Consider the following 25,469-nt stretch of genomic DNA (forward strand, 5'->3'; position numbering starts at 1 on the left):
ACCATTTTTTAGCAGCATCCACCATTCGTCCAATCTATAAAGCTAGCAATGCATATATTGTCTCGAGCAACTAAGAAAGGAGGAAACCTCTTGGCTATTATCATTTATCCGAGAACGATGAACTGGTCGTATATGAAACAGAGGCCGCAGCAGCTTATGATTCAATTGGGGGCGCTTGGTCATCAGGTTTTCTTCGAAAACCTGGCACCGCTAGATAAAGAATTCAAAGAAATTGAACCGAATGTGTATCTGTTCACAGATACCAAAACATTTCTTTACAAGAAGCTGCCCGCGCTCCGCAAAGAACATCCTATCGTGGTGTGGACGACCTGGTCTAAACTCCGGACGCGCATTGCCTCTCTCTTCAAGCCGGACATTACGATCTACGACTGCTGTGACGAATTTCCGCATTGGGCTAAATATGAACCCAAGATGATCGAGATGGCAGACCATGTCGTGTGTACCGCAGAGGTGATTCGCACCCGCTTGTCCCTCGCATATCCCGATAAACCTCTCACACTGATCCCTAACGGCGCAGACTCATCATTTTTTCATATTCCAACCAGTGCAAGACCCGCCGACCTGCCTCCAGGTCCTATAGTGGCATACATCGGCGCCTGGGCCTATTGGGTTGATCACGAACTGTTCGCTAAGGCAGCCGCCCGTTTCCCTAATGTTCAATTCGTATCCATTGGAGCTCCTTATGGCAGTTCAGGTGATTATTCGGAGCTCACCAATGTGCATATACTCGGTGAAAAGCCGCATCAGGAGCTGAAGCATTACCTCGCTCATATTGATGTCGCATTGATTCCCTTCCAATATCATCCGATTACACTGGCAACGAATCCAGTCAAAGCTTACGAGTATCTGGCATCGGGCGTACGTGTCCTGTCAACGGCCCTGCCGGAATGCATTGCAATGGAGCCCCATGTGACAACAGCCACCACTCACGAAGATTTTCTGGGCAAGCTGGCCTCCATGCTTCATAATCCGGATACAGCAGGGCATAAGCATAAGCGCGTTGCCTACGCCAAGGAGAACCGCTGGATAGAACGCAGCTTGAAAGCTGATCAAGTGATCCGACGGGCCATCCTGGACAAGGGCTTGAAACTCCGTTGACATCTTATGCCGTCCTCCGTGCGCAGCCATTTGGATACAGGGCTACTGATGCCGCTGCTTATCGAGAACAGGTTCTTCATGAGGTGAGTCGTATAGATCGGGAGTGGGTTCTGTGGAACTGCAGCAGACTCTTTACGCATATAGATGCACGGATTTCCGCGGCGATGCCGAAGTCTATTCCAGACCATATTGTCTGCATATGTATGAACGGCGTTCCTCTATATTGGCGAACATCCTGGCTCATTCCCATTCTCGCTCGCTGGAATGATAAACTGCCGGCTGCCCGATTTCTCCCTTATGATCTACTGCCTGCTGATCCAAACCTTATCCTCCACATGGATTCGACGCCTGATCATTCGAATCAACATGAAATGAATTATATTCGTCCCATACTGTCTGCGAGTCGGTCACGAGAGACTACCGGCGGCTCCAACACTATGCTGCCCAATAATATCGAACCCCCACCACAACCTGCTTTGTCCATTCTAATGAGCATTCATAACATGAGGGATACGGTAGGCTGGAGCATCCGTTCTGTGCTGGCTCAATCCATGGATAACTGGGAGCTGCTAATAGGAGATGATGCGTCTGATGACGAGAGTTTGGAGGAGGTCTGCGCTTACGGTGACAGCAGAATTCGCATCCTCTCGCAGCCTTACAATCGAGGTAAGGCAATCATGATGAATCGACTGCTATTGGAAGCCAGAGGCCGATATATTCTGGAATTGGATGGGGATGACTGGCTGGCACCAGATGCTTCCGCTCTTCTCACAAAGGCTCTTGACACAAATCCTGAACGTGCGCTAGCAACAGGATGGTATGGATGGTGGGAGCGTACCCGGCAGTATGGACCCTTATGGAGAAGGAACATCGATTCAGGGAAGCTTTTTTTCGAATACTCAGCATCCATGAATCTATCAAAAGATCGGGGCCAGCCGATTATCCCCCGTATGTATCGCAAATCATCCCTTATCGACATTGGCGGCTGGCGGAACCGAGAGGATCATCTGGGTCGGGTTTTCGAAGATATCGACATCACTACCCGGCTTCTCAAACACAGTTCGCCAGTTTCGGTCGATGTTGTTTTATATCATCGAGTCATACATGGAAGCAGTATCAGCCAACGCAACCGCAACCTCTTCGATGTCTGGTATTGGCATTTCAACAAGAGTTAGACTGCATCAGAACAAAAGGAGGTGAACATCATGCATATAGCCGCTTCCGGATACTATGGCATGGGAAACTTTGGCGATGACTTATTTCTTCACACCCTTCGCCAAGTATTCCATGATCATCACGTCTATCCCTGGAATTCACGATTGGATCCCCATCAAACCGATGCCTTTATCATCGGCGGTGGAGATTTGATTACACCCTACTCGTTCAATTCCTATTACTTTCCCCCTCAACTCATAGGACAGCCTACTTGGGTCTATGGCGTTGGGATTGTAGATGCCTATCCCGAACATACTTGGCCTAAAGAGCAGGTATCCGCATACCGGGATATGATCTCCAAGGCTAAGCGCGCCGTATTCCGGGATAAGCGTTCTTCTGCAATCGCCAAACGGGCAGGCTTTCATCATAACGTTGAAACGGCTCCTGATATGGTATTCGGCTATCGTCAGCCGGATATCCCTGTAAAACGTTTCTCTAAACGTCCGACAATAGGCGTTGTTATATTTTCTTATGAATCCTTTCCGATGGACAATATGACTAAACTGCTGGGCCATCTTATTGCAAAAGGCTACCACACCGTTTTGATCCCGGTCATTCATCACCCCGGAAATGCATACTCGGATTACGACACTTGTCTGCAATTAATGAAGAAGGTGAAGGAATCCACGCAGGGCGCTTCCATCGAAACGCTGCCGTTTCTCATGGACCTTGAGCTCACTTACAGTTTTATTCAATCCGTGGACTATTTGATTTCCTATAAGCTTCATCCATCCCTGGCTGCTCTTCGTGCTGGCAAGCCTGTGCTGGCGCTCAGTACGATGAGTAAGGTAAAAAGCCTGCTAAGTTCATTTCATCTTGGTCAATATTTTACGAATTACCGTCAGCCTCTTGATGCATTGATTGATAGAACCGAAAGCTTTCTTGAAAATGGTCCTGGGGACGTCCAGCGGATCATTCCGTTAATTCGGGCTACGGAAAAAGAAAGCACCGCATCGCTTCTGGAATTAAAACGCCATATTGAAAAGCACGGCCATAAATAATTCAGAAAGGAGAATGTCTATGTGCTGCTTCCTGTTCTGCAGAAGATTTGGAAGACGCATCAAAGAGTTGACCAGACAGGTGGAGTCATTAAGCCAACAAACCGAGCTGTTGACCGAGCAGGTAGAATCGCTGGAGTATCAACTCCTCACAGGTTTAACCATAAACCCGGAGCTGACTCAATATTTTGAAGTACGTACCGGTCAACGCGTTAGGGTTGGCACGACGTTTGTCACTTTGGAAGGCGTCGTCCTGGCTACAGCTGAAGACGGGGTACAGCTCCGCGAAGACACCGGCGATCTTGTGCTGATTCCGTTCAATAATATTACGTCCGTTCAATAATATTCTGGACGCCCGCTAGTCAGCGTGAATTCCCATTACAGCAAGGAGGGATATCCATATGCGCTATGTAGATTGGCTGCAAGGATTCATTGGATCAGAAACCGAAGTAACCGTGTCGGGAGATGTGATCGTCGGTACGCTCACGAAAGTAGGCACTGGAACCATAACCTTAGAAGTCCCCCCTATCATCTACGGCCCGCCGACCAATACTGCGATCATCCCGCTTCGTTCAATTGAATTCGTTCGAATTGTTTCTTCCTGATCGTTAAGATATAACATAAACCGACCGTACGTAAAAAAGGACCGAAAGCATCACTTTCGGTCCTTATGTGTATCTATTCGAATTAACTAAGCGCAGAAGTTTAACCTTGTTGCTCTGTACTCTCTTCTTCCTTGATCAAGCCTGCGAACAGAGCATGAACGAATTGTTCCGAATCAAAGGTTTGAAGATCCTCCATCTTCTCGCCAAGACCCACCAGCTTCACCGGCAGATTTAACTCCTGCCGGATCGCGATTACAATACCACCCTTTGCAGTGCCGTCCAGCTTGGTTAACACGAGACCCGTAACGCCGCTTTTCTCACCGAAAAGCTTCGCTTGGCTCAGTGCATTCTGACCCGTCGTGGCATCAAGCACCATTAAGACCTCATGGGGTGCGCTTGGAATTTCCCGTTGAATGACGCGGAAGATCTTGTTCAGCTCTTCCATCAGATTGGATTTGTTCTGAAGGCGTCCCGCCGTATCACAGAGCAGCACGTCCGCTTGCCGCTGTTTGGCTGCCTGAACCGCATCAAACATGACGGCCGCCGGATCCGAGCCAGGCTGTTGTTTAATAACTTCTACGCCGACTCTCTCGCCCCATACTTCGAGCTGTTCGATTGCCCCAGCACGGAATGTATCTCCCGCTGCAAGCAGCACCTTCTTGCCTTCCTGCTTGTAACGATGAGCAAGTTTACCGATGGTTGTTGTTTTACCGACCCCATTTACGCCGACAAACAGGATAACCGTAATTCCATCTGGGTTCTCACGCAGCTCATTGCTGGTGTCATCCCGAAGAAGGCCCATCAATTTCTCCGACAATACCGGCTGCAGATCAGCGGCATCCTCAATGCGGCGTTTCTTCACTTCGGCACGCAGATCGTCCATCAGGTCCATCACCGTATTGACACCGACATCTGCGCCAATCAAGATTTCCTCCAGTTCCTCGTAGAACTCTTCATCAATCTTTTTACGGCGAATGACCAGATCTGATACTTTCTCGATAAACCCCTTACGCGTTTTTTCCAATCCATCGCGGAATTGCTTTGTTACGTTTTCCGTTTTGCTGGAAATGCTCTCTTTTAACTTCTTAAAAAAGCTCATACGTACCCTCCATGTCGTTATGTTAAATTAGGCAATCTCCGCTTCCTCATTCTCAAGCTTGACGGATACCAGCTTTGATACGCCGCCTTCCTCCATTGTGACGCCGTACAGTACGTCAGCCTCTTCCATTGTCCCTTTGCGGTGGGTGACCACAATAAACTGTGTTTGTTCCGAGAACTCCCGCAGATACTGGGCAAAGCGAACCACGTTCGCTTCATCAAGGGCCGCTTCGACTTCATCCAGCACGCAGAACGGAACTGGCTTGACCTGTAGAATCGCAAAGAGGAGCGCCATGGCGGTTAATGCACGTTCACCACCGGAGAGCAGCTGCAGATTTTGCAGCTTCTTGCCAGGAGGCTGGGCCACGATATCGATCCCCGTCTCAAGTAATCGATCCGGATCGATCAGGATCAGGTCGGCTCGTCCACCTCCGAACAGCTTCGTAAACACCGTCCCGAATTCGCGCCGGATGGCATCGAATGTCAGCTTGAAGCGCTTGGACATTTCATCGTCCATTTCCTTGATAACCTGGTACAGCGTTGTTTTGGCTTCCACCAGATCTGCCTTCTGCTCGCTCAGGAACAGATATCTCTCATTGACTCGCTGGTACTCTTCAATAGCACCCAGATTCACGTCTCCGAGAGCAGATATAGACCGCTTCAAATCACGCACTTCGTTTTGAGCGGCAGCAATATCTTCCGGAATCGGATACCGCTGTTTGGCAAGCTCGTAACTCAGCTCATAGTCCTCGCTTAATTTCTTCAAAATATTCTCCAGCTCCACATCAAGCCGGTTTACTCCGATCTCGGTCTGCCGAAGCTGTTCATCCACCGCTCTCAGCTGTGTCCGTTGTTCCTTGGTCTCGCTCTCTTCAAGCTCCAGCTTCCGGCTTAGTGCGGTACGTGCAGCCCGCTTGAATTCAAGCTGCTGCGTTGCCTCTTCCTTCTTCAGCTTGTACTGGTTCAAATCCTCGATTTGCTTTACACTTTCGCTTTCATTCTGATTCAGATCTGCCTGAACAGAGGACAGCATCGTACGATTCTGCTTCTGCTCCTTCTCGTGATTGTCGACATCGGACTGCAGACGCTTGAGCTGTTCCTCCAGCGAGAAGGTTTCCTGATCCAGCTTACCTTCGCGGACCTTTAGAATGGTCAGCTGACTCTGAAGTTCTTCCTTGGCCGACTCGTTTGCTTTACGAGCAAATTCAGCTGCTTGAATGGCCAGATGAGTCGATTTCTCTTCCTCCTCCAGCTCGGACAACAGCTTCTGTGCCCGTTCCCGGCTTTGCTGAATCTCCTTGGCTTCCTTCTCTTGACTGCTCTTCTCTTCACCTGCCAGCTCGGCTTGCTCCAGGACGTGACGCAACTCATGTTCAAGCTGCTTACGGTCTCCGGCTGCCTGCTGTTCCTCAATCCGTTTATCGTCTCCCGCTTTACGAAGCTCGTCCAGCTTGTCCTGAGACTGTATCATTTGATTCCGAACACCTTCAATGCCCTGCCGGAGCTTCTCCAGCTGCATCTCGGTTTCCGAAATTTCCTGATCCAGCTGCTCCAGCTGACGTTTGCGTCCAAGCAGGCTGTTCGTTTTTTTGTGCTGACTGCCGCCTGTCATGGATCCGCCTGCGTTAACCACATCTCCTTCAAGAGTAACGACACGGAAACGATAGGAGAACCTTGCAGCAATCTTGTTCGCTTGCTCCAAGGTCTCGGCAATGACGACATTACCAAGAAGGCTGCCGACAATATTGCTGTACCTTGTGTCATATTGAACCAATTCGGAACCAAAGCCTACGAACCCCGCTTCGCCTTCGGCCAAATTCCTGTCCGATGCAGATACTGTCCGTGGACGGATGACATCCAAGGGCAGAAAGGTCGCGCGTCCCAACTGGCGCTGCTTCAAGAAGGCAATCGCCTGCCTGGATACGGATTCGTTCTCCATGACGATATGCTGAACCGATGCCCCAAGCGCCGTTTCCATGGCAAGCTCCAGCTTTTCCGGTACGCGAATAAGCTCTGCAACTGCCCCGTGAACACCATGGAGCATGGATTTGCGGGAAGCCTTCAGCACTTCCTTAACGCCAAGCATAAATCCATCGAAGTCGTCTTGAAGCTCTTTCATGGTATCCCGGCGGGAAATTTGCGCTTCCCGTTTCTGCTCCCATTTTCGAATCGCGCCCTGTGTTTCTTCCTGTAATTTCTGGAGGGATTGATACCGCTCACTCTCGCTAATATAACCGCTTCGAAGATCCGCAATCTCCTTGCCAAAACGTTCAATGCTTCGATCAATGCTGTCTTTGCGGCGCAGTAAATCCTCTTTCATCGCTTCCCACTTACCGGATTCCTCTTGAGCCCGATTCATTCGTCGATCAAGCGCTTCCTGCTGCTGGTCGGCGTAACGGATTTCATTTCGGGCTTGGGCCATCTGGTTCATGAGCTCCAGTAAATTCCCTTTTAAACTCTCTTCCTGCTGTTGGCTGATCCCGCCGGTCACGCCCACCAGCTTCGCTTCCTCCGCAGACAGCTGATCCCGCACCTGGGTTAATTCAAGCTGCAGCTCCTGCAGCTTACTCTTCATGGTTGAAAGCTCGCCTACCCGCTCGCTTAAGCGTTGATCACCCGAATGCAAGCTGTCCTCCAATTGTTCACGCGTGCGTTCCAGATTACGACGGCGTTCCTTGAGAACCTCACCGTAGCCTTCGCTTTTCTCAAACAACTCACTGAATTGGAGCAGCTGATTCTGGAGATCTTCAACTTCTTCTTCGAGCTGGCGAAGCGCCGATCTGTCACTCTCCAACTTGGCATCGTGAGCGGATACTACAGTGGACAGTGCAAGCTGCTCTTCCTTCAACTGTTCCAGCTTGGTATTGGCCTCGCTCCATGAGGTATGTATCTGCTCAATTTGATACACATACAGGGATATTTCTTTATGCTTGAGGTCCTCACGAAGCTCTTTGTAACGGATCGCTTTCTCGGACTGCTCTTTCAGCGGTCCAATCTGATCCTCAAGCTCCGTCACCAGATCATGGATGCGCAGCAGATTTTGCTCCGTTTCATCCAGCTTGCGTACAGACTCTTTTTTACGAGATTTATATTTAACGATACCGGATGCTTCCTCAAAAATCCCCCGGCGATCTTCAGATCTTGTGCTCAGAATTTCCTCGATACGGCCTTGTCCAATGATGGAGTAAGCTTCTTTACCTATTCCAGTATCCATGAACAGCTCGGTGATATCTTTTAAACGGCATGACTGCCTGTTGATGAAATATTCGCTATCCCCGCTGCGGTGCACTCGTCTGGTTACGGTGACCTCATTAAAATCCAGCGGTAATACATGGTCAACATTATCCAGTGTAAGCGAAACCTCGCCATAGTTGACCGCTTTACGCGCATCACTCCCGGCAAAGATAATGTCCTCCATTTTGCCACCGCGAAGGGATTTGGCACTCTGCTCGCCAAGCACCCAGCGGATGCCATCGGAAATATTACTCTTGCCGCTGCCATTCGGACCTACAACGGCGGTAATGCCCCGAACAAATTCCATTTCCGTCTTGTCGGCAAATGATTTAAAACCTGCTAACTCGATCCGTTTCAAAAACATATTCGACCTATCACCTCTCTTGCTATTGTACCATAAGTAGAATCGGCTTCACCGCCTTCTTTGGACGCCATACATCCAAGAGAAGCATTCATCCTTATACCAAAAGATAGACAACGAAAAGAGCAAAAAACAGTCATCCTAATCCGGGTCCGGTTATCCGCTTGACTGCTCTTTGCTCTTTGTTTGTCATCACATCAGCGAAGCTTTAGGCATCCGCACGTTTCAGCTGCTTTAAGGCTACTGCCGCTGCCTGCTGCTCGGCTTCTTTCTTGGATCTGCCGCTTCCGCGTCCAAGACATTCGCTTCCCATGTATACTTCCGAGACAAACTCCCGCTCATGTGCCGGTCCTCGCTCTTCTACGATACGATATTCCAGTGCGCCCATGCCGTGATGCTGGGTCAGTTCCTGAAGCTCGGTCTTATAGTCGCTCATCTGCGGACGACCGTTGACGGTCACCGTCGGAAAGACGTGGTCGCTCAAAAAACAACGAACCGCTTCCAACCCCTGATCCAGATAAAGCGCCCCCACAAATGATTCAAATACGTCAGCCAGAAGAGCCGGGCGAGTGCGTCCGCCCGTCATTTCCTCTCCTTTTCCTAGCAGAACGTAACGTCCAAAATCCAAACCTACTGCAAATTGCACCAGAGAGGGCTCGCATACGATAGCGGCCCGCAGCTTGGTTAACTCACCTTCAGGTCGGTCTGGAAAAAGGTTGTACAAGAATTCGCTGACGGTCAGCTCCAGAACCGCATCTCCCAAAAATTCAAGACGCTCGTTGTCCTGACTCTGACTGAAGCGATGTTCGTTTACATAAGACGCGTGGGTAAAGGCCTGCTTCAACAGCATTGCATTGCGAAACTGGATTTGAAGTTTATGCTGTAACTGCTTCAGATCTCCACTCAACACACTGTCCCCTTATTCGGCGTATTTTTTCAGGATAATCGTAGCATTATGTCCGCCAAACCCGAACGAATTGGACATTACGATATCCAAATCGGCTTTGCGCGGATGGTTAGGTACGTAATCAAGATCGCATTCCGGATCCTGATCCTCCAGGTTAATCGTTGGTGCAATGATTTGGTTCTTCAAGCTCAGTCCACAAATAACCGCTTCGACGCCGCCAGCCGCTCCCAGCAGATGACCTGTCATCGATTTCGTTGAACTTACGGCCACTTTATAGGCATGATCACCAAGAGCCATCTTCACAGCCTTCGTTTCGGAACGGTCACCAACCGGAGTTGAAGTACCGTGGGCATTAATGTAATCCACGTCTTCAGGCGAAATGCCCGCATCACGAATCGCCATCTGCATGCAGCGAGCTGCTCCATCCGGATCAGGCTCAGTAATATGATGGGCATCAGCGCTCAGGCCATAGCCAAGAACCTCGGCGTAAATTTTAGCACCGCGTTTCAATGCATGCTCCAGGGATTCGATCACGAGTACACCAGCGCCTTCGCCCATGACAAAGCCGTCACGGCCCGTATCAAATGGCCGGCTCGCCTTCTCCGGTTCATCATTGCGGGTAGACATCGCACGCATGGCGCAGAAACCTGCCATCCCTGTCGGACGAATCGTTGCTTCCGCTCCGCCGCAGATCATGACATCTGCATCACCGCGCTGAATCAAGCGGTATGAATCACCGATTGAATGCGTACCGGTAGCACAAGCTGTAACCTGTGTGGTGTTAGGTCCCTTGGCTCCCAGATTGATCGACATTTGGCCTGAGGCCATGTTCGCGATCATCATCGGAATAAAGAATGGGCTGACACGCTTCGGGCCCTTCTCCAGCAGGATATTATGCTGATCTTCCCATGTTCCCAAACCACCGATACCCGAGCCTATCGAAACGCCAACCCGCTCTGCATCGGCGTTTACACCAATCTCAAGTCCGCTGTCCTCAAGGGCCTTGGAGCCGGCTGCAACCGCAAGCTGCACAAAACGGTCCATCTTGCGGGCTTCTTTGCGGTCCATGTAATCCTCTGGATTAAAATCCTTCATGGATGCGGCAATCTGGGTGGTGTAATCGCTCACGTCAAACGCTTCGATGCGGGATACACCAGATTTGCCTTCCATCAAACTATTCCAGAATGTATCAATATCCTGACCGATGGAAGTCATGACTCCCATTCCCGTTATAACGACTCTTTGTTTCAAACCAGGTTCACCTCTATATGGACTGCCTGTCCATCTGTACAACCCAAGTAACAGGTCTCAGATGAACGAAGACAGTAGTAATCTATCACTTGTTCGCATTGAAGCTATAATTGAATGTGGAGAAGTCCCGCCTTGCTAAAGAACGGGACTTAACTGTAAAGACTTAGGTATGAGATTGTATGTAATTTACAACTTCACCTACGGTCGTAATTTTCTCCGCATCTTCATCAGAGATCTCCATATCAAACTCATCTTCCAACTCCATCACCAATTCAACTACATCGAGAGAATCAGCTCCAAGGTCGTCTTTGAAAGATGCTTCTAATGTTACGTCAGCTTCGTCAACACCCAGGCGGTCGATAACGATGCGTTTCACGCGTTCCAATACATCGGACATCCGGCTCACCTCCTCTTGGTAATTATACGAGATATGACTTCAAATTGCCATAGAAGGCATTTGAAAACGATTGAAGTGCCCAGTAGTCCATACCTGAGCATTTAGCGGCCCTACATATACATGCCGCCGTCCACGTGAAGCACCTGTCCAGTCATATAAGATGCACTGGAAGATGCTAGAAAAGCAACCACGCCGGCAATCTCTTCCGGCTGGCCCAAACGGGCCAGCGGTATACCGCCAAGCAGGCCTTCTCTCATATCCTCAGGAAGTTCCCGGGTCATGTCAGTATCGATGAAACCAGGCGCCACTGCATTTACGGTAATCCCGCGGGAAGCCAGTTCCCGTGCAGCAGATTTGGTCAGACCGATAACGCCGGCTTTGGCCGCAACATAGTTAGCTTGTCCCGGATTGCCAAGCGCCCCGACAACGGAGGATATATTGATAATACGTCCGTAACGCTGTTTCATCATGGGACGCGTTACCGCTTTGAGGCAATTGAATACCCCTTTCAGATTCGTTTCGATTACCTGATCGAACTCCTCTTCCTTCATGCGCATAATTAGATTGTCTCTAGTAATCCCCGCATTATTCACCAGAATATCAATTCGACCAAAAGTCTCGAGTACCTGCTTGACCATAGCATCGGCTTCTTCGGTCCGTCCAACGTTAGACTTAATGGCGATGGCCGATACGCCCTTAGCCTGGATCGCTTCCACAACTTCTGCAGCAGCCGCTTCGCTTCCTGCATAATTGACAGCCACATTAGCGCCCAAGTCTGCTAGCCCAAGAGCAATGCTCCGGCCAATGCCCCGGGAAGCACCCGTAACAAGCGCAGTCTGTCCTTTTAGAGCTTCACTCATACCTGTTCCTCCTTTCCAGAGTGATCTGGTTATTATCAAACGTTATCTATTCCAGCGTTTCCAACAGGCTGACACTGTCCAGACTATTCACATTGATAACTTTAACCGATTTATCGATTTTCTTAATCAGACCGCTGAGAACACTGCCAGGACCAATCTCGACGAAGGTATCCACACCTTGAGAGATCATCCATTCCACGCTGTCATGCCATAGTACAGGAGAATATACCTGCTCCACCAGCAAACCGCGTATGGCAGCGGCATCCTCCACCGGACGAGCCGTCACATTAGCTACTACCGGTACGGAAGGAGTATTGAACGAAGCCTGCTCCAGTTTGCTGGCCAGCCGCTCAGCCGCCTCCTTCATCATGGATGAATGGAAAGGTCCGCTGACTTCGAGCGGAATGGCCCGCTTGCCGCCAGCTTCCTTGACTCTTTCTGCAGCAGCTGCAACACCAGCCGCTGATCCCGAGATGACGATTTGCCCCGGACAGTTCATGTTTGCAAGTTCTACAACATGTCCCTCTGCGGTAATATTCTTGCACAGCTCGGATAATGCCTCACGGTCTGCACCTAGCACGGCAGCCATTGCACCTTGTCCTCCTGGAACTGCTGCCTCCATGTATTCCCCGCGAGCTCTGACGATCGATACAGCTTCTTCAAACGAAAGTACGCCTGCGCATACAAGCGCGCTGTATTCTCCCAGGGAGTGTCCCGCAACGTAATCGGGCTCGACCCCCTTGCTGCGAATCGCTTCCAGGTAAGCCACGCTGGTTGCTAACAGAGCCGGTTGAGTATTTGCCGTTTGTTTCAATTCTTCCTCAGGCCCATTAAAAATAATGGAACTGAGTGCAAATCCAAGCTGATCATCAGCCCTCTGAAAAAGATCCCTTGCGGAAGGAACCGCATCGTAGGCATCCTTTCCCATTCCGACGGACTGAGCGCCTTGACCTGGAAATATAAATGCTGTTTTACCCACAATCGTTGGCTCCTTTCTCTTATATCACTAGGTATAGCCCTTTGGTTACCAGATCAGCACGGAGGAACCCCATGTTAATCCTCCGCCAAAACCAACCATCAACACTTTATCGCCTTCTTTTAGACGGCCGGACTCCTGCGCTTCGACAAGAGCAAGTGGTACGGAAGCCGCCGACGTGTTCGCATATTTATCAACGTTGATCACAACCTTCTCTTCCGGAAGTTCCAGCCGCTCCATTGCCGATTTAATAATTCGGATGTTCGCTTGATGAGGGATGAATAAGTCAACATCTTTTTTGTCGAGACCCGCTTTGTTTAATACAGCTTCAGTCGCAGAGCCCATGACGCGCACTGCAAATTTGAACACCTCGCGGCCATTCATGTAAATATAATGCTTGTTAGTATTGATCGTTTCAGCGGAAGCCGGCAATCTTGAACCGCCTGCTTCAATATACAGATGTGCTCCGCCTGCGCCTTCCGCACCCAGATCAAAGGCTTGGAATCCACGGCCTTGCGGCACTTCGCCGACAATGGCAGCGCCAGCTCCGTCGCCAAACAGAACGCAGGTATTGCGATCCGTGTAATCCGTAATACGGGACAAACAATCCACCCCGATGACCAGAGCGTTATTGTACATGCCAGTTTTTACGAAATTTGTGGCTGTTGCCAGGCCGTATACAAAACCTGAGCAGGCTGCCGACAGATCAAAAGCTGCTGCTTTCTTGGCTCCAAGGCGATCCTGAAGCAGACATGCTGTGGACGGGAAGAACATATCCGGCGTAATCGTCGCCACAATAATCAATTCCAGATCCTCAGCAGCCATACCGGCGGATTTCAATGCATTCACTGCCGCATGATAAGCCATATCTGACGTCGCTTCATCCGGTGCAGCGATATGACGCTCACGAATCCCAGTCATTGAGACAATCCACTCATCACTTGTATCTACCATTTTCTCTAAATCGCTATTCGACAATATCTTCTCAGGTACGTATTTGCCTGTGCCGATAATACCGACCGGACGCAAATTGTTCATTTCCTCACTCACTTCCCGCTGATTTCATTCGAAATGCTCTCTACCAACCGATTCTGAAGCGCTGTTCGCGCTTGGCGAATGCCGTTCTTGACTGCATTCGCATCTGAAGAACCGTGGCTTTTGACAACCAAGCCGCTTAGTCCAAGCAAGGGCGCTCCGCCATGCTCCTTATAATCGAGCGTCGATTTCAAGCTCCGAAGCTCCGGCATCATCAAGGCGGCAGCCATCTTGGTCTTAAGCGACTTGCTGAACTGCTCTTTCAACAGCGAAAAGAGTGCATCAGCTGTTCCTTCAATCGATTTCAACAAAATATTGCCCGAGAACCCGTCACATACGAGCACGTCACATACCCCATTCATGACGTCTCGGGACTCAACGTTCCCAACAAAATGAATAGGCAGCTGTTCCAATAGCGGATAAGCATGCTTCGTCAATTCATTGCCCTTGCCCGGCTCGGTTCCGACGTTCAACAGGCCAACCCGCGGTTTAGCGATTCCATGCACCTTCTCGCGATACAAACTGCCCATTAAGGCATACTGCTGCAAATGCTCGGGCTTGGAGTCCATATTCGCGCCGAGGTCCAGGGCAAGCATACCTTTACCATCAAGCGTAGGGATCATGGGTGCCAGCGCAGGGCGCTCGATTCCGTTCATCCTGCCCACGACGAGCAGACCGGTCGTCATAAGAGCTCCCGTGTTGCCAGCCGAGATCATGGCGTCCGCTTCACCTTCACGAATCATACGACCCGCAACGACCATGGAGGCGTCTTTTTTCCGGCGAACAGCCTTTACCGGCTCATCCTCAGCCTCGATGACTTCACTGGCATGAACAACCTTCAAATTGGAAGGCTTGTCCTTAAGCAGCGCTCCAATCCGCACTTCATCCCCCACGAGAATAATCTCGGTATCGCTCCATTCCCGCGCAGCAATCAGTGCACCCTCCACATTACTCTGGGGGGCGTTGTCGCCGCCCATTGCATCAACCACAATTCTCATGCCAAACTTCCTCCTATACTTATGTCATTCTCCTGTCGATCGGTAGATTACGAAATTCCCCTGAAACACCATTTCATCAGCGACATAAGTAAACACTTCCACCTTGGCCTTTCCCTTCTGGCCTGCAATGGACCTGACGTAGGCTTTGGCGATGCACTTCTCGCCCAGATGCACTTGTCTCAAGAACCGTATATCAGCTGAGGACGTTAACGCAATTTCATCATTGATTACGGCAACGGCAAGTGAATTGGCTTGTGCAAACACATAATGCCCCCGGGCAATCCGTGTTTTGCTGAATACATGCTCTTCTCGGATTTCGAATATGGATATACCGCTCTTGTCCAATTGCAAGTCCACGACATCACCGATCACTTCTTCAAGAGACAGGGAACGAACCTGATCATAGGAATGCTCAGCCATTTGCTTCATTCGTTCGCGAAGCTCCGGGATGCCAAGCTCCATTCGGTCAAGGCGAATCGTCTGAATGCTGACTTTAAGTTGGCGAGTCAACTCGCGGTCCGTAACAAAGGGATTCTCGTCGATCAGCTGAATCAGCCGCTGGTGACGGTCTTTCTTGGATAAACGATCGATGACGAAACAACTCCTTCTGCCGCTATGAAAGCCGCCATTCTTCAAACCTACATATATGTAAATTAGCCGCAAATATTAGAACCTGGTACTAAAATAAAGTATAAATCATGTCACGTGAAAAAGAAAGGGGGCTTAAAACAAAAAAAATAGCACCTCACCAAAGATGAAGTACTACTTATTAGAAAACTATTGCTTGATGATCTCTCTTGCTTTATACGTTCCGCATACTTTACATACGCGGTGAGCAAGTTTCAATTCACCACATTGCTCGCATTTCACCATGCCTGGCACAGCCAGCTTAAAATGAGTACGACGCTTGTCACGACGTGTTTTGGACGTTCTACGTTGAGGTACTGCCATGTTCCCACCTCCTTATCAGTTCAACCCGCTAACACGGGTGCCATATCCATCATCATTTAAAGAAGTCTTTCAGTCCGGCAAGCCTTGGATCGATCACTTCCGTATCACAATCGCATGTGCTTTCATTCAGATCCTTGCCGCAATTCGGGCAAAGTCCCTTGCAGTCAGCTTTACATACAGGAGCTAGCGGAAGGTCGAGCAAAAATGTCTCTTCTACATAAGGAGTGAGATCCACACTCTCACCTTGCACGTATGTAGTATCGTCATCCTCATCCTGAATTGCTTCAAGATCCTCCACCGGTTGGAACACTTCATGAAAAGGGATGTTCACTTGTTCGCTGATCGGCTTCAGGCAGCGGGAGCAAGTCATCTCCAGCCCGCCCTGCAGTCGTCCACGAACATCCACCGCACCAGTAACCGTTGGAGTTACTGTCAGATCCACTTCTAGTGGCTGAACAGCAACAATATCCTTTCGGCCCTTAACGACATTGCTAACATCCACGGTTTGATGGAACAGTAACGGTTGATCGCCGGTTGTCAATTTTCGAAATTGAATTAGCATATCCATCACTCCAAACAAACAAAGATTATTATACCGATTCCAAAAGAGTTTTGTCAACAGGAGAACCCGAAGGAGACCATTATTATTTCCCGATATTGTCACTCCATACTACGCCATATCCACCACATTAGGCAATGTGTTTATTTTTGCAGGAACACCATCTTATTATGTTATATTCTTATCAAGGAGTTGAAGAATTCATGAAGACGGTTGGCATTGTCGTTGAATATAATCCCCTGCACAACGGTCATGTGCTGCATTATGAAAAATCCAAGGAAGTGACGGGCGCCGATGCCGTTGTTGCAGTGATGAGCGGGCCATTTCTCCAGCGTGGCGAGCCTGCCATTGCGGGCAAGCGTGCCCGAACTGAAATGGCCCTTGCCATGGGAGTGGACCTGTGCATAGAGCTTCCTGTCACCTATGCCGTGCAGCCGGCCGAATGGTTTGCGCACGGTGCCGTAGCCATTTTGGAAGCAACGGGAGTCGTGGATTGTTTATCATTCGGATCGGAGAGCGGAACGCTCGAATGGATGCTGCCGCTGTCCCGATCGCTTGCGAATGAATCCGGTGTACTTCAATCTGAAATTGAAAAGCATCTTCAGGAAGGCATGAACTTCCCATCCGCTTACGGAGCGGCGGCGGCTGCCGTATTTGGTGATTCGGATTCCGATATCATTCACCTGCAATCCATGCTGACGAAGCCTAACAATGCTCTGGGCCTGCATTATCTAATTGCCCTTCATCGCCTGGGCAGCCGTATCACGCCCTACACAATAGCAAGAGAAAGCGCGCAGTATCATGATCCGCTGCCGGGATCGTCATCCATTGCCAGTGCCACCGCCATTAGGAACATTATACTTTCACAAAGCCTGGATGCTGCCAGACCCTACATACCTGAATTCACGTACAGCATCATGGCAAGAGAAATAGAGAACGGACAGGCTCCCATGGAGTGGGAACAATTTCGGCAGCCCTTGTTCCAGGCATTGCTCACACATACACCCGCACAGCTTCAAGGCTTTCTCGAAGTGACCGAAGGTTTGGAATACCGAATTAACCGTACACTATCAAAATTACAAAAACCAACAGTCGATGCGCTCCTCGAATCGCTTAAGACCAAACGCTATACGCGTACCAAGCTTCAACGCATGCTCTTGCACATCATGTTGAATCATGACAAGGCATCCATGAATCGAGAAGAACTGGCAAAAGGGCCGGGATATATCCGAATCCTAGGCTTCAGCGATCGTGGTCGCATGCTCTTGAAAAGAATGAAGCAGCATGCCACGCTTCCCGTTATTCATAAGCCAACAGCGCTGGACCATCCTCAGCTGGAGAGAGATCTTAGGGCAGCTGCCGTTTATGCCAACGGACATCCTCAGCCGGAAATAAAGTGCTATTACAGCGACTATCTGCTGCCGCCGGTTACCTCTTAGGCGGCAGCTTCTCCAAATAATCCACGGCATCCTGCAGATCATCCACCGGGATCAGTTCCATATTCGTTTTAATCCGATCTGCCCTCTTCTTGGCCTCATCGTAATTTTTTCGAGGCACAAAAAAGAAATCAGCTTTCTTCCGGTCTGCAGCTACAATCTTATGTTTTACTCCTCCGATGGGACCTACCGCACCAGTCTTATCGATCGTACCCGTTCCAGCCACTCGATAACCCTTGGTTAAATCACCTTCAGTGAGCTGATTATAAATTTCGAGGGTGAAGATAAGCCCTGCTGACGGTCCACCAATATTGGTATCCGCAAAATGAATCGTATGGCCGGGATCTGCCGGCTTCACTTCCTGCATGGTTGCGATCAGAACGCCAAGACCCGGTCGCTCAGTCCCCGTCTTCTCATCTTTAATGCTTACCAGTTTGACCTGCTCTTCCACGGTTTTCCCTTTGCGTTCAAGCTCGACGGACACGACTTCACCGATGCTTTTTCCACTTAAGAGGCTGGCGATTTTCTCGTTATCCTCTGCAGGCTGCCCATCGATTTTGATCAATTTATCACCGGGCAGAAAATGCTTCGCATTGGTCGAATTCTCGGAAATCGACATCACGAATACATAGGCTGGCTTGATGCTGTATTCAATGTCAGCTTCCCGATAGGCAGCTTCCATCGCAGATGACTGGGATGAATTCATGTAATACACCTGGGTAGCTGCATATTCATCCTTGCTTTGGTCACCCATCTTCTCTGCCTTCTTCACAACCTCGGCATTAGGGTTAAAGGCAGACAGCATCAGTAAAGCCATATTCGCGTAGCTTGCGGACACTGTTGTCATCATAAAAGTTCCCTCTTCTACCGGATCGCTATTCTCAACCTGGATCATCGGGCGAACCTCTTCAGCGCTTCCTGGCTGATATATCAGATAAGGGGTCGGCATATAAACAACAACGTACAGCAAAACCCCAACCATCAACAGATACAGCGCTATTCTTAAGCCATTCGGTTTTACGGACTTCTTCATGTATCTCCCTTCCTTCCGCCTTCAATCTCCTGCCTTCCATCAAGTTTGGTCTGATGGTTGTCTCCTCAGCATAAAGTTGTACTAGCCATCTTTACGCAGAAAGGAGAATCCTTATGAATCATGACAAGGCCGTCAAACCATCAAGCGGGATATGGAGCACCCTTCTTGTCGGCGCCTTTGCTTTCCTGCTTGTCCTGGCTGTCGTCAGTGCTCCCGAACCCGCCTTCAAGGCCACCCTGGAAGCACTTAAATTATGGTGGAATATCGTATTTCCAGCTTTACTGCCTTTCCTCGTATTGGTGGAAATACTCATTGCCTATGGCTGGGCACACGGGGTCGGCGTACTGCTGGATCCCTTGATGAAAAAAATATTCAAGCTCCCCGGTACCGGCGGCTGGGTTCTTATAACCGGAATGACAGCAGGTTTTCCTGCCGGAGCCCAGGCTGCTGCCGGTATGTATAAACAAGGTGAGCTTCAAGCCATGGATGCCGGCAAGCTTGCCGCTTTATCTCACTTTTGCAATCCGATGACCATTCTCGTTGTCATTGGTACAGGACTGCTGCATCAGCCGCAAACCGGATATTTGCTGCTGATCGTTCACTGGGGTTCTGGACTTCTGGCCGCTTGGTTCATGAGTCTCATTGGTAAACCGGCTCCTTCTACGGACAAACAGGTATCAACCACGGCCTATTTTAAAGTCCGCAGCAAACAAGCACAGCGTTCCATTCTGATGCGAGCAGCCACCGCCGCGCGGGATGCCCATAGGCGGGATGGACGGAGCTTCGGAAAATTACTCGGCGAATCCGTTACCCGCTCCGTACAGACCTTAATGATGACAGGCGGTTATATATTGTTCTTCGCCATTCTTACAAGAGTATTAACCAGTTACCCGCTTTCACAGTTTCCACCCTATCTTGTACCCATAATCTTGGAAATTCACCTTGCAGCCCAGTTCATCAGCTCCTCGGTATTCTCATCAGTATCCCTGCAGCTGGCTGTTCTGTCCGCTGCTATGGCATGGAGCGGCGTCAGTGCCCAGCTGCAAAGCATGTCGATGATGCGGGAAACGGGTCTCTCTTGGCGTTTCTTTATGAAAAAGCGAGCTCTGCATTCTCTTTTCGCGTTTGTAATCACAGTCTTATTGTGGAGACCGGTCAGTGCGTTATCTGAGGGGCATGTCCCAGCCTTTCGAACAGAGCCTTTAACTCATGGAGGCGAAGATACGACCTACAGTTTCTGGACCGGATTACCATCCATTATACAACTTCAAGCCTTGATCTGTTTATTGTTAATCGCCGCTTTCTGGGTATGTTCCCGTTTCATTGGTCGCCATGACCACTGAATTTGCGGCGCAGCGCCTCATCAACCTCCGGGCTTACGAGGTCTGTTGTATCTCCGTTAAAGTGTGCAATTTCTTTAACAAGGCTTGAGCTCAGGAAGGAATACTTCGGATGTGTCATCATAAAGATCGTCTCGGCATCCGGATTCAGTTTATGATTCGTGGATGCCAGTTGAAGTTCATATTCAAAGTCGGTCACGGTACGGATCCCGCGCACGATAACCTGGGCATTCTTCTGGCGGATATAATTCGCCAGAAGGTCGCGGAAACTGTCGATCTCCACATTCGGCAAATGTGAGGTTGCTTGTCTCAGGAGATCTTTACGTTCTTCTACTGAGAAGAGCGGATTTTTACTCAAATTATTCAGCACGGCTACTATCAGCAGATCAAACTGCTTCGAAGCACGTGTAATGATATCCATATGCCCCATAGTGACTGGGTCAAAGCTTCCTGGATAAACAGCAACACGGTATGTACTTGTACTCTCGTTAGTCATTTTGTAACTCCTCCTCGTCAAGCTCAGCAGCTTGATCTTGCGCAATTTCATAACGGTATATCGAGATGGCCGCTTCGCCATACTTCGCGGTACGAAGGCAACGAAAATCGCCAAAATTCTCAGGATAATTGTAACTTGATTCGTACTCTAATACTACAACGGCCGTATCTTGCAGCAAACCTCGCTCTGCCATATCGAGCATCAGCTCATCCCCGTTCTTAAACCTGTACGGCGGGTCCAGGAAGACCAAATCGAATCGATTGGCCCGTTTCTCCAGCGCTTTAAGCGCTCTGGCTGCATCGTTACGGTACACCTCTGCCCGATCTTCCAGCCTGGTGGCTTTCAAATTCTCCTTGATCGTACTGATGCTTTTCGGCTCGACATCAACAAAAACAGCACGATCCATCCCCCGGCTTAATGCCTCGATGCCAAGGCCACCCGTGCCTGCGAACAGATCAAGCGCCGCTCCCCCCTCAAAGTAAGGACCGATCATACTGAATATGGATTCTTTCACTTTATCCGTCGTTGGACGGGTGCTTGTACCGGGCACGCTTTTAAGCGGCCGACCTTTTGCACTTCCGGATACTACTCTCACTGCTTCATTCACCCGTTTCATTTATCTGTTAATTCAATTCACTGACCGTGCCATTGACAGTGATTATCGTAACACAATCATCCCGTATATGAAAAATGAATCATGCCATGCTTGCATCTTTTTTTCAGAGCGATGTATATTTCTGCCATAGCCGGGCATCCTTGAAATATCGACATCAATGAATGTCGTAGACAACCGCGGAGAAGACTTACGTTTCCCCATAAGCTCTTCGTCCGGTTTCTCCTCTCCCATGAGGGTGCTCTGCAAAGAGCACCCGAACAAAATCCCTGCAGCCTCAAGCTTATGTTGCAGGGATTTTGTTCTTTTTTTATATGTTTTCCACTCAAGACGTCTCCGAATATCGGAGGCGTTTTTTTTGCAGGAATAACTCGGATTTTATCGAATCAATATAGCTGTTTGAAAAATATTCCTAATTGTAAAGTGAAGAGAGGTCATGTAAGTGAGAAGAACATGGTATGTTCTCGTATTGTTTAGCGTGCTGGCGGGACTTGGTTTTGCGGGTACGATGCAAGTGGTCGCTTCTGCTGAAGAGTCTACGCTCCAAATTAGCGATATTGCGGGAAGAAACACCTACCTGATGAATGACGGCTCCATGTGGTCCCTGATTGACGGACGACATGCCATACGGACGCCCGGTAAAGTTGCAGCCATCAGCGGTTATGAATACGGCGGCATAGGTATGACGCAGGATGGACGGCTGGTGAAATGGGATATCGGTAAAGGCCCCGAGGTCGTTCCGGGAACAAGCGGCGTTAAGCAAATCGCGGGTTCCTACTGGCTGAAAACAGATGGTACCGTATGGTTCGAAGCGAAGAAAGCGAATAACCTCAGCGGCATATTGCTCATCGCCGATGCGGATCAAGAATTTGCCGCTTTATCCTCAAACGGAGAGCTGCTGTTAGAGGACAACTATAAAAAGGATCAATTCAAGAAGCTCGGTATCGTGGAAAACCCGGCAGGGGTTAAATCCATGACGATTCACAGCGGGCGTGTTGCCCTGCTGCGTGACAACGGTGACGTGGTTGTATACGAAACATCCAACTTTGATGATAACGGGCGCATCATCCCGGTTACCGTTGCCCAGAATGCAGCTCATATTGTTTATGTTTCCAATGAGCCGACGGATCTCCTGATTGTGACGCTCCAAGACGGAACCGTGTGGACAACGGGAGTGTATAAAGACCGTTGGAAGCTCAAGGAGCAAATTGCTGGACTAAGCGGAATCGTAAGAACCTCCATTTACGGAAACGCAACGGATCTGTCGGAAGGTTTCTATGCCCAGCGCTCTGACGGAAGCTGGATACATCACATGAACGGACAGAACAAATCGGTTGATGTGCCTGTCGTTAAAGCCTTATCGGTTTCAATATCTGATGCCAAGCCTTATGTAGGAGATACTCTTGAAGTCAGTATCCAGGAGACATACACGAACGGGGCCAAAATTAAAGTGCCGGTTAAAGATGCGGAGATCGATATTGAGAAGCCTTATGTAATGAACGTACAGAGAAACGGTACACTGAAGTCTGCGGGCGTTGGCAAGACGCAGATTACGGTATCTTCGGGTGGTTTGTCGAAGTCGTTAACGGTATCGTCCAGCCTCCGCAACAATTTAAAATATGCAAAACAAGTGAACGGGAATATCATGGTGCCGGCCAAACCCGTTATACAGGCACTGGGTGGCACCTATTCGGCCAAAAACGGATCCGTGGAAGTCAAGTTTGGCGAAACTGTGCTTACGTTCAAGGCAGGCAGCAACCAGGCCACAGTAAATGATAGCGCGCTGCGTCTAAAAGCTGCACCGGAGAACGAAAAAGGCGAGCTGCTAATTCCCGCTTCCTTGTTATCCGATTTTCTAGAAGCAAAAATCAGCTGGGATGCCACGTGGAAACAAGCGAATATCTCTTTCGGTGAAAATGCAGCCATGGCCGTGGTCTCTAGTGAAACGGCTGGCTTAATCAAAAAAACGATGCAAGGCAGCTTGGTTAAATTTATCGGCCGGACGTATTGGGTGAATGATTTTGAAGACTTGGAACGCTTCTCTAAATTGACGGTAAACGACATTTTGCCGGACGACAAGGGAGAATTCAATGTGATCTTCAAAACAAGCTCAGGAAAAACAGTGAAAAGCTATCCTATGCGTTCTTCGGAAGTGATGCAGCTGTTTGCGGACCGTTCTTCCTTATTAACCTACGACCCTTACCAAAAATACAAATGGTCCGCATCCGTCTGGAAACAAATTAAAGCAGGCCAGGTTTCTCTCGGCATGACAAAAGAGCAGGTGCAGCTGTCATGGGGGAATCCCGCAGCCAAGGACATTACAACCGGCGGCGGGAAAACCATTGAAACCTGGGGATACTCGAATTTCGATATTGTATCTTTTGTAAACGGCAAGGTTATATTGATTATGATGTAGTCACTAAAATTGCTTCCTTAATAACAAAACCGCCAAAAGAAGCTCTTTTGGCGGTTTGTCGTTTTGACTGCTCATGGTGCTTGGTCATCATTTTTTGATTCATTAGGTTTGTTCAATTAAAGATGGATTAGATGAATGCGCGAGTTATGATAACCAACAGGATGAATAATACCAAAATAGCACCTACAGAAGAGCCATATCCATAGCCACCGTAACCTTCTGCTACCCCGCTCACATGAATCCCTCCTTTATAGAACATACCACATGTTATGTCGATACCGCACAATTGAGCTGGGCTGCCGCCTGTTCGCATGAAAAATAATGAATTCGCCCAGAAGTTAAACGAACTAGCTACGAGAGGAGAAATCCTCGCCCTTGTATGTTCATATGAGAGAGGCCTGATAAGAACGATCTATCGTCCACCATGCCTTCATGTTCATTGCTAAAATTCTACGCCTGCTCGGAATATTCCTGGTCGCTTCGCCCGGGTTCTTGGCCTGCGAAGATTCTTCGCCTGCGGCGATCCACTAATCCTTCTTCACCAAACTCACGATAAATGCGCATCCATACTTTTAGCCGGCCGATGTCTGATATTTGCAAGGCGGATGCAACTTCTTTCTTCGTCATTCCTTCTAACCGCATGGCGATTGCCTTTTTTTTCGTTTCGAAACTGTAATGCTGAAATGTCTGTCCCTTTTTCGCCACGATTATCACCTCTTACTAGCTTATATCGGTTATAATTGGCCTACTTTCAATACCTGCACAAGATTCTGAAATACATAGACTTCGAGGTCTTATAATCAAAGCATTACCTACCCAGATAAATCCAAGTTATGGTATAATCCACTCTAAAACATTACATGGAAATTGAGGGATCTATTTGTTTAAACTCATTATTTTTGGATTTCTGTTTTATATCCTAGGCAACCCTATCACAGCGATCCTGGTGCTGCTGCTTATCCTGTATGTGCTGGATCGCCGTTTCGTCGGGGTGTCTCCAAGTCTTGCAAAGCCGATAAAGCGGGCTCGAAATATTTCCAAGCTCCGCAGACAGATTGCAGCCAGCCCAAGTGATGTATCATCCCGCCATGAGCTCGCAAGATTGCTTATAGAGCGTCGCAGATATAGTGAGGCCTTGAAACTGCTGGAATCGATAAAATCCAGTTTAGAGGATTCCGCTGAATATTGGGACGATCTTGGAAATGCACGCCTGCACACGGGCCATATTGCTCAGGGAGAAGCTGACATTCTCCATGCGCTGGAGATCAACCCAAGAGTTAAATATGGCCAGCCATATCTTAGGCTTGCCGATACGTTTCGGGATTCGGATCGGGAAAAAGCACTTCAATACCTAGAGCAATTTCACACCATTCAATCCTCCTCCAGCGAAGCCTTCTATCTTCTGGGACAGATGAATCAATCACTTGGCAAAAAAGAGGAGGCGAAGTCCTCTTATCAAGAATCTCTGGATATATATCGCTCGCTGCCCAAGTACAAAAAACGGCAGGAGCGTAAATGGGCCGTAAAAAGCTTTTTCAGGAAATTATTCTTAAATTAATGAATGCTGCCAT

Annotated in this window: 26 protein-coding genes; 9 read left to right on the top strand and 17 right to left on the bottom strand. The window is 49.1% G+C overall.

Annotation, left to right across the window (positions count from 1 at the left end):
- Positions 1 to 90: 90 nt before the first annotated feature.
- Genes ABEQ74_RS05110 through ABEQ74_RS05130 form a run of 5 tightly spaced genes read left to right on the top strand, consistent with a single transcriptional unit; the run spans position 91 to position 3,937 of the window.
- Entirely contained in the window at positions 91 to 1,119 is a 1,029-nt protein-coding gene (locus ABEQ74_RS05110; RefSeq protein ID WP_430120090.1) for a glycosyltransferase, read from the top strand.
- Entirely contained in the window at positions 1,116 to 2,294 is a 1,179-nt protein-coding gene (locus tag ABEQ74_RS05115; RefSeq protein ID WP_430120092.1) for a glycosyltransferase family 2 protein, read from the top strand. Before ABEQ74_RS05110 ends, ABEQ74_RS05115 begins: the two co-directional genes overlap by 4 nt.
- 30 nt (positions 2,295 to 2,324) lie before the next feature.
- Positions 2,325 to 3,335 carry a polysaccharide pyruvyl transferase family protein gene (locus ABEQ74_RS05120; RefSeq protein WP_430120094.1) on the top strand — a complete coding sequence of 337 codons (1,011 nt, stop codon included), beginning with the start codon at positions 2,325 to 2,327 and terminating at the stop codon, positions 3,333 to 3,335.
- 19 nt (positions 3,336 to 3,354) lie between these two features.
- A complete protein-coding gene (locus ABEQ74_RS05125; RefSeq protein ID WP_430120096.1) occupies positions 3,355 to 3,675 on the top strand; it encodes a hypothetical protein in 321 nt (106 codons plus the stop codon).
- Between the two features lie 58 nt (positions 3,676 to 3,733).
- Positions 3,734 to 3,937 carry a hypothetical protein gene (locus tag ABEQ74_RS05130; protein ID WP_430120098.1) on the top strand — a complete coding sequence of 68 codons (204 nt, stop codon included), beginning with the start codon at positions 3,734 to 3,736 and terminating at the stop codon, positions 3,935 to 3,937.
- A 100-nt stretch (positions 3,938 to 4,037) separates the two neighbouring features.
- On the opposite strand, the gene ftsY is transcribed toward ABEQ74_RS05130, so the two are convergent.
- The 12 genes from ftsY to ABEQ74_RS05190 all read right to left on the bottom strand — a co-directional run bounded on the left by ftsY (position 4,038) and on the right by ABEQ74_RS05190 (position 16,567).
- The gene (gene ftsY, locus ABEQ74_RS05135; protein ID WP_430120100.1) at positions 4,038 to 5,036 is read right to left on the bottom strand and encodes a signal recognition particle-docking protein FtsY; all 999 of its coding nucleotides are present in this window, start codon (positions 5,034 to 5,036) and stop codon (positions 4,038 to 4,040) included.
- 27 nt (positions 5,037 to 5,063) lie between these two features.
- Positions 5,064 to 8,633, bottom strand: coding sequence for a chromosome segregation protein SMC (smc, locus tag ABEQ74_RS05140; RefSeq protein ID WP_430120102.1), 3,570 nt, complete (start codon positions 8,631 to 8,633; stop codon positions 5,064 to 5,066).
- Positions 8,634 to 8,838: 205 nt separating this feature from the next.
- Positions 8,839 to 9,537: a ribonuclease III gene (gene rnc / locus ABEQ74_RS05145; protein WP_053492594.1), complete on the bottom strand. Its 699-nt coding sequence runs from the start codon at positions 9,535 to 9,537 to the stop codon at positions 8,839 to 8,841.
- Between the two features lie 12 nt (positions 9,538 to 9,549).
- Positions 9,550 to 10,788 (bottom strand): beta-ketoacyl-ACP synthase II, encoded by a 1,239-nt coding sequence (gene fabF / locus ABEQ74_RS05150; RefSeq protein ID WP_430120105.1) that lies wholly within the window; start codon positions 10,786 to 10,788, stop codon positions 9,550 to 9,552.
- A gap of 163 nt (positions 10,789 to 10,951) precedes the next feature.
- Positions 10,952 to 11,185: an acyl carrier protein gene (gene acpP / locus ABEQ74_RS05155; protein ID WP_006211375.1), complete on the bottom strand. Its 234-nt coding sequence runs from the start codon at positions 11,183 to 11,185 to the stop codon at positions 10,952 to 10,954.
- 110 nt (positions 11,186 to 11,295) lie between these two features.
- Complete coding sequence (fabG, locus tag ABEQ74_RS05160; protein ID WP_430120107.1) at positions 11,296 to 12,045, bottom strand: 3-oxoacyl-[acyl-carrier-protein] reductase; 750 nt, start codon at positions 12,043 to 12,045, stop codon at positions 11,296 to 11,298.
- 46 nt (positions 12,046 to 12,091) lie between these two features.
- Positions 12,092 to 13,024, bottom strand: coding sequence for an ACP S-malonyltransferase (gene fabD, locus ABEQ74_RS05165; RefSeq protein ID WP_430120109.1), 933 nt, complete (start codon positions 13,022 to 13,024; stop codon positions 12,092 to 12,094).
- 45 nt (positions 13,025 to 13,069) lie between these two features.
- A complete protein-coding gene (locus ABEQ74_RS05170; RefSeq protein ID WP_430120111.1) occupies positions 13,070 to 14,059 on the bottom strand; it encodes a beta-ketoacyl-ACP synthase III in 990 nt (329 codons plus the stop codon).
- A gap of 8 nt (positions 14,060 to 14,067) precedes the next feature.
- A complete protein-coding gene (gene plsX, locus ABEQ74_RS05175) occupies positions 14,068 to 15,054 on the bottom strand; it encodes a phosphate acyltransferase PlsX (protein ID WP_430120113.1) in 987 nt (328 codons plus the stop codon).
- A gap of 24 nt (positions 15,055 to 15,078) precedes the next feature.
- Positions 15,079 to 15,645 carry a transcription factor FapR gene (gene fapR, locus ABEQ74_RS05180; protein WP_053494172.1) on the bottom strand — a complete coding sequence of 189 codons (567 nt, stop codon included), beginning with the start codon at positions 15,643 to 15,645 and terminating at the stop codon, positions 15,079 to 15,081.
- A 186-nt stretch (positions 15,646 to 15,831) separates the two neighbouring features.
- Positions 15,832 to 16,005, bottom strand: a complete 174-nt coding sequence (gene rpmF, locus ABEQ74_RS05185) for a 50S ribosomal protein L32 (RefSeq protein WP_006211382.1) — start codon at positions 16,003 to 16,005, stop codon at positions 15,832 to 15,834.
- A gap of 52 nt (positions 16,006 to 16,057) precedes the next feature.
- Complete coding sequence (locus ABEQ74_RS05190) at positions 16,058 to 16,567, bottom strand: YceD family protein (protein ID WP_430120115.1); 510 nt, start codon at positions 16,565 to 16,567, stop codon at positions 16,058 to 16,060.
- A gap of 200 nt (positions 16,568 to 16,767) precedes the next feature.
- Here ABEQ74_RS05190 and ABEQ74_RS05195 point away from each other — a divergent pair, with 200 nt between their 5' ends.
- Positions 16,768 to 18,003 (top strand): nucleotidyltransferase, encoded by a 1,236-nt coding sequence (locus tag ABEQ74_RS05195; protein ID WP_430120117.1) that lies wholly within the window; start codon positions 16,768 to 16,770, stop codon positions 18,001 to 18,003.
- Here the strand turns inward: ABEQ74_RS05195 and ABEQ74_RS05200 are convergent.
- Positions 17,993 to 19,033, bottom strand: coding sequence for a SepM family pheromone-processing serine protease (locus ABEQ74_RS05200; protein ID WP_430120119.1), 1,041 nt, complete (start codon positions 19,031 to 19,033; stop codon positions 17,993 to 17,995). The genes ABEQ74_RS05195 and ABEQ74_RS05200 overlap by 11 nt on opposite strands.
- A gap of 113 nt (positions 19,034 to 19,146) precedes the next feature.
- Between ABEQ74_RS05200 and ABEQ74_RS05205 the strand changes: the two genes are divergently transcribed.
- Positions 19,147 to 20,376 (top strand): nucleoside recognition domain-containing protein, encoded by a 1,230-nt coding sequence (locus ABEQ74_RS05205; protein WP_430120121.1) that lies wholly within the window; start codon positions 19,147 to 19,149, stop codon positions 20,374 to 20,376.
- Here ABEQ74_RS05205 and coaD read toward each other — a convergent pair.
- Positions 20,354 to 20,869, bottom strand: a complete 516-nt coding sequence (gene coaD, locus ABEQ74_RS05210; protein WP_430120123.1) for a pantetheine-phosphate adenylyltransferase — start codon at positions 20,867 to 20,869, stop codon at positions 20,354 to 20,356. The two genes, ABEQ74_RS05205 and coaD, sit on opposite strands and share 23 nt — an antisense overlap.
- Positions 20,862 to 21,464: a 16S rRNA (guanine(966)-N(2))-methyltransferase RsmD gene (gene rsmD / locus ABEQ74_RS05215; protein WP_430120125.1), complete on the bottom strand. Its 603-nt coding sequence runs from the start codon at positions 21,462 to 21,464 to the stop codon at positions 20,862 to 20,864. Before rsmD ends, coaD begins: the two co-directional genes overlap by 8 nt.
- A 460-nt stretch (positions 21,465 to 21,924) precedes the next feature.
- Between rsmD and ABEQ74_RS05220 the strand changes: the two genes are divergently transcribed.
- Positions 21,925 to 23,898 carry a stalk domain-containing protein gene (locus ABEQ74_RS05220; RefSeq protein ID WP_430120127.1) on the top strand — a complete coding sequence of 658 codons (1,974 nt, stop codon included), beginning with the start codon at positions 21,925 to 21,927 and terminating at the stop codon, positions 23,896 to 23,898.
- Positions 23,899 to 24,025: 127 nt separating this feature from the next.
- Here the strand turns inward: ABEQ74_RS05220 and ABEQ74_RS05225 are convergent, their stop codons facing one another.
- Positions 24,026 to 24,133: a YjcZ family sporulation protein gene (locus ABEQ74_RS05225; protein WP_430120129.1), complete on the bottom strand. Its 108-nt coding sequence runs from the start codon at positions 24,131 to 24,133 to the stop codon at positions 24,026 to 24,028.
- Positions 24,134 to 24,348: 215 nt separating this feature from the next.
- Positions 24,349 to 24,603: a helix-turn-helix domain-containing protein gene (locus ABEQ74_RS05230; RefSeq protein ID WP_430120131.1), complete on the bottom strand. Its 255-nt coding sequence runs from the start codon at positions 24,601 to 24,603 to the stop codon at positions 24,349 to 24,351.
- A 175-nt stretch (positions 24,604 to 24,778) separates the two neighbouring features.
- Between ABEQ74_RS05230 and ABEQ74_RS05235 the strand changes: the two genes are divergently transcribed.
- Positions 24,779 to 25,456 carry a tetratricopeptide repeat protein gene (locus tag ABEQ74_RS05235; protein WP_430120133.1) on the top strand — a complete coding sequence of 226 codons (678 nt, stop codon included), beginning with the start codon at positions 24,779 to 24,781 and terminating at the stop codon, positions 25,454 to 25,456.
- The last annotated feature ends 13 nt before the right edge of the window (positions 25,457 to 25,469 follow it).

Source organism: Paenibacillus solani, from assembly GCF_050475945.1.
Lineage (GTDB): Bacteria > Bacillota > Bacilli > Paenibacillales > Paenibacillaceae > Paenibacillus_AQ > Paenibacillus_AQ solani_A.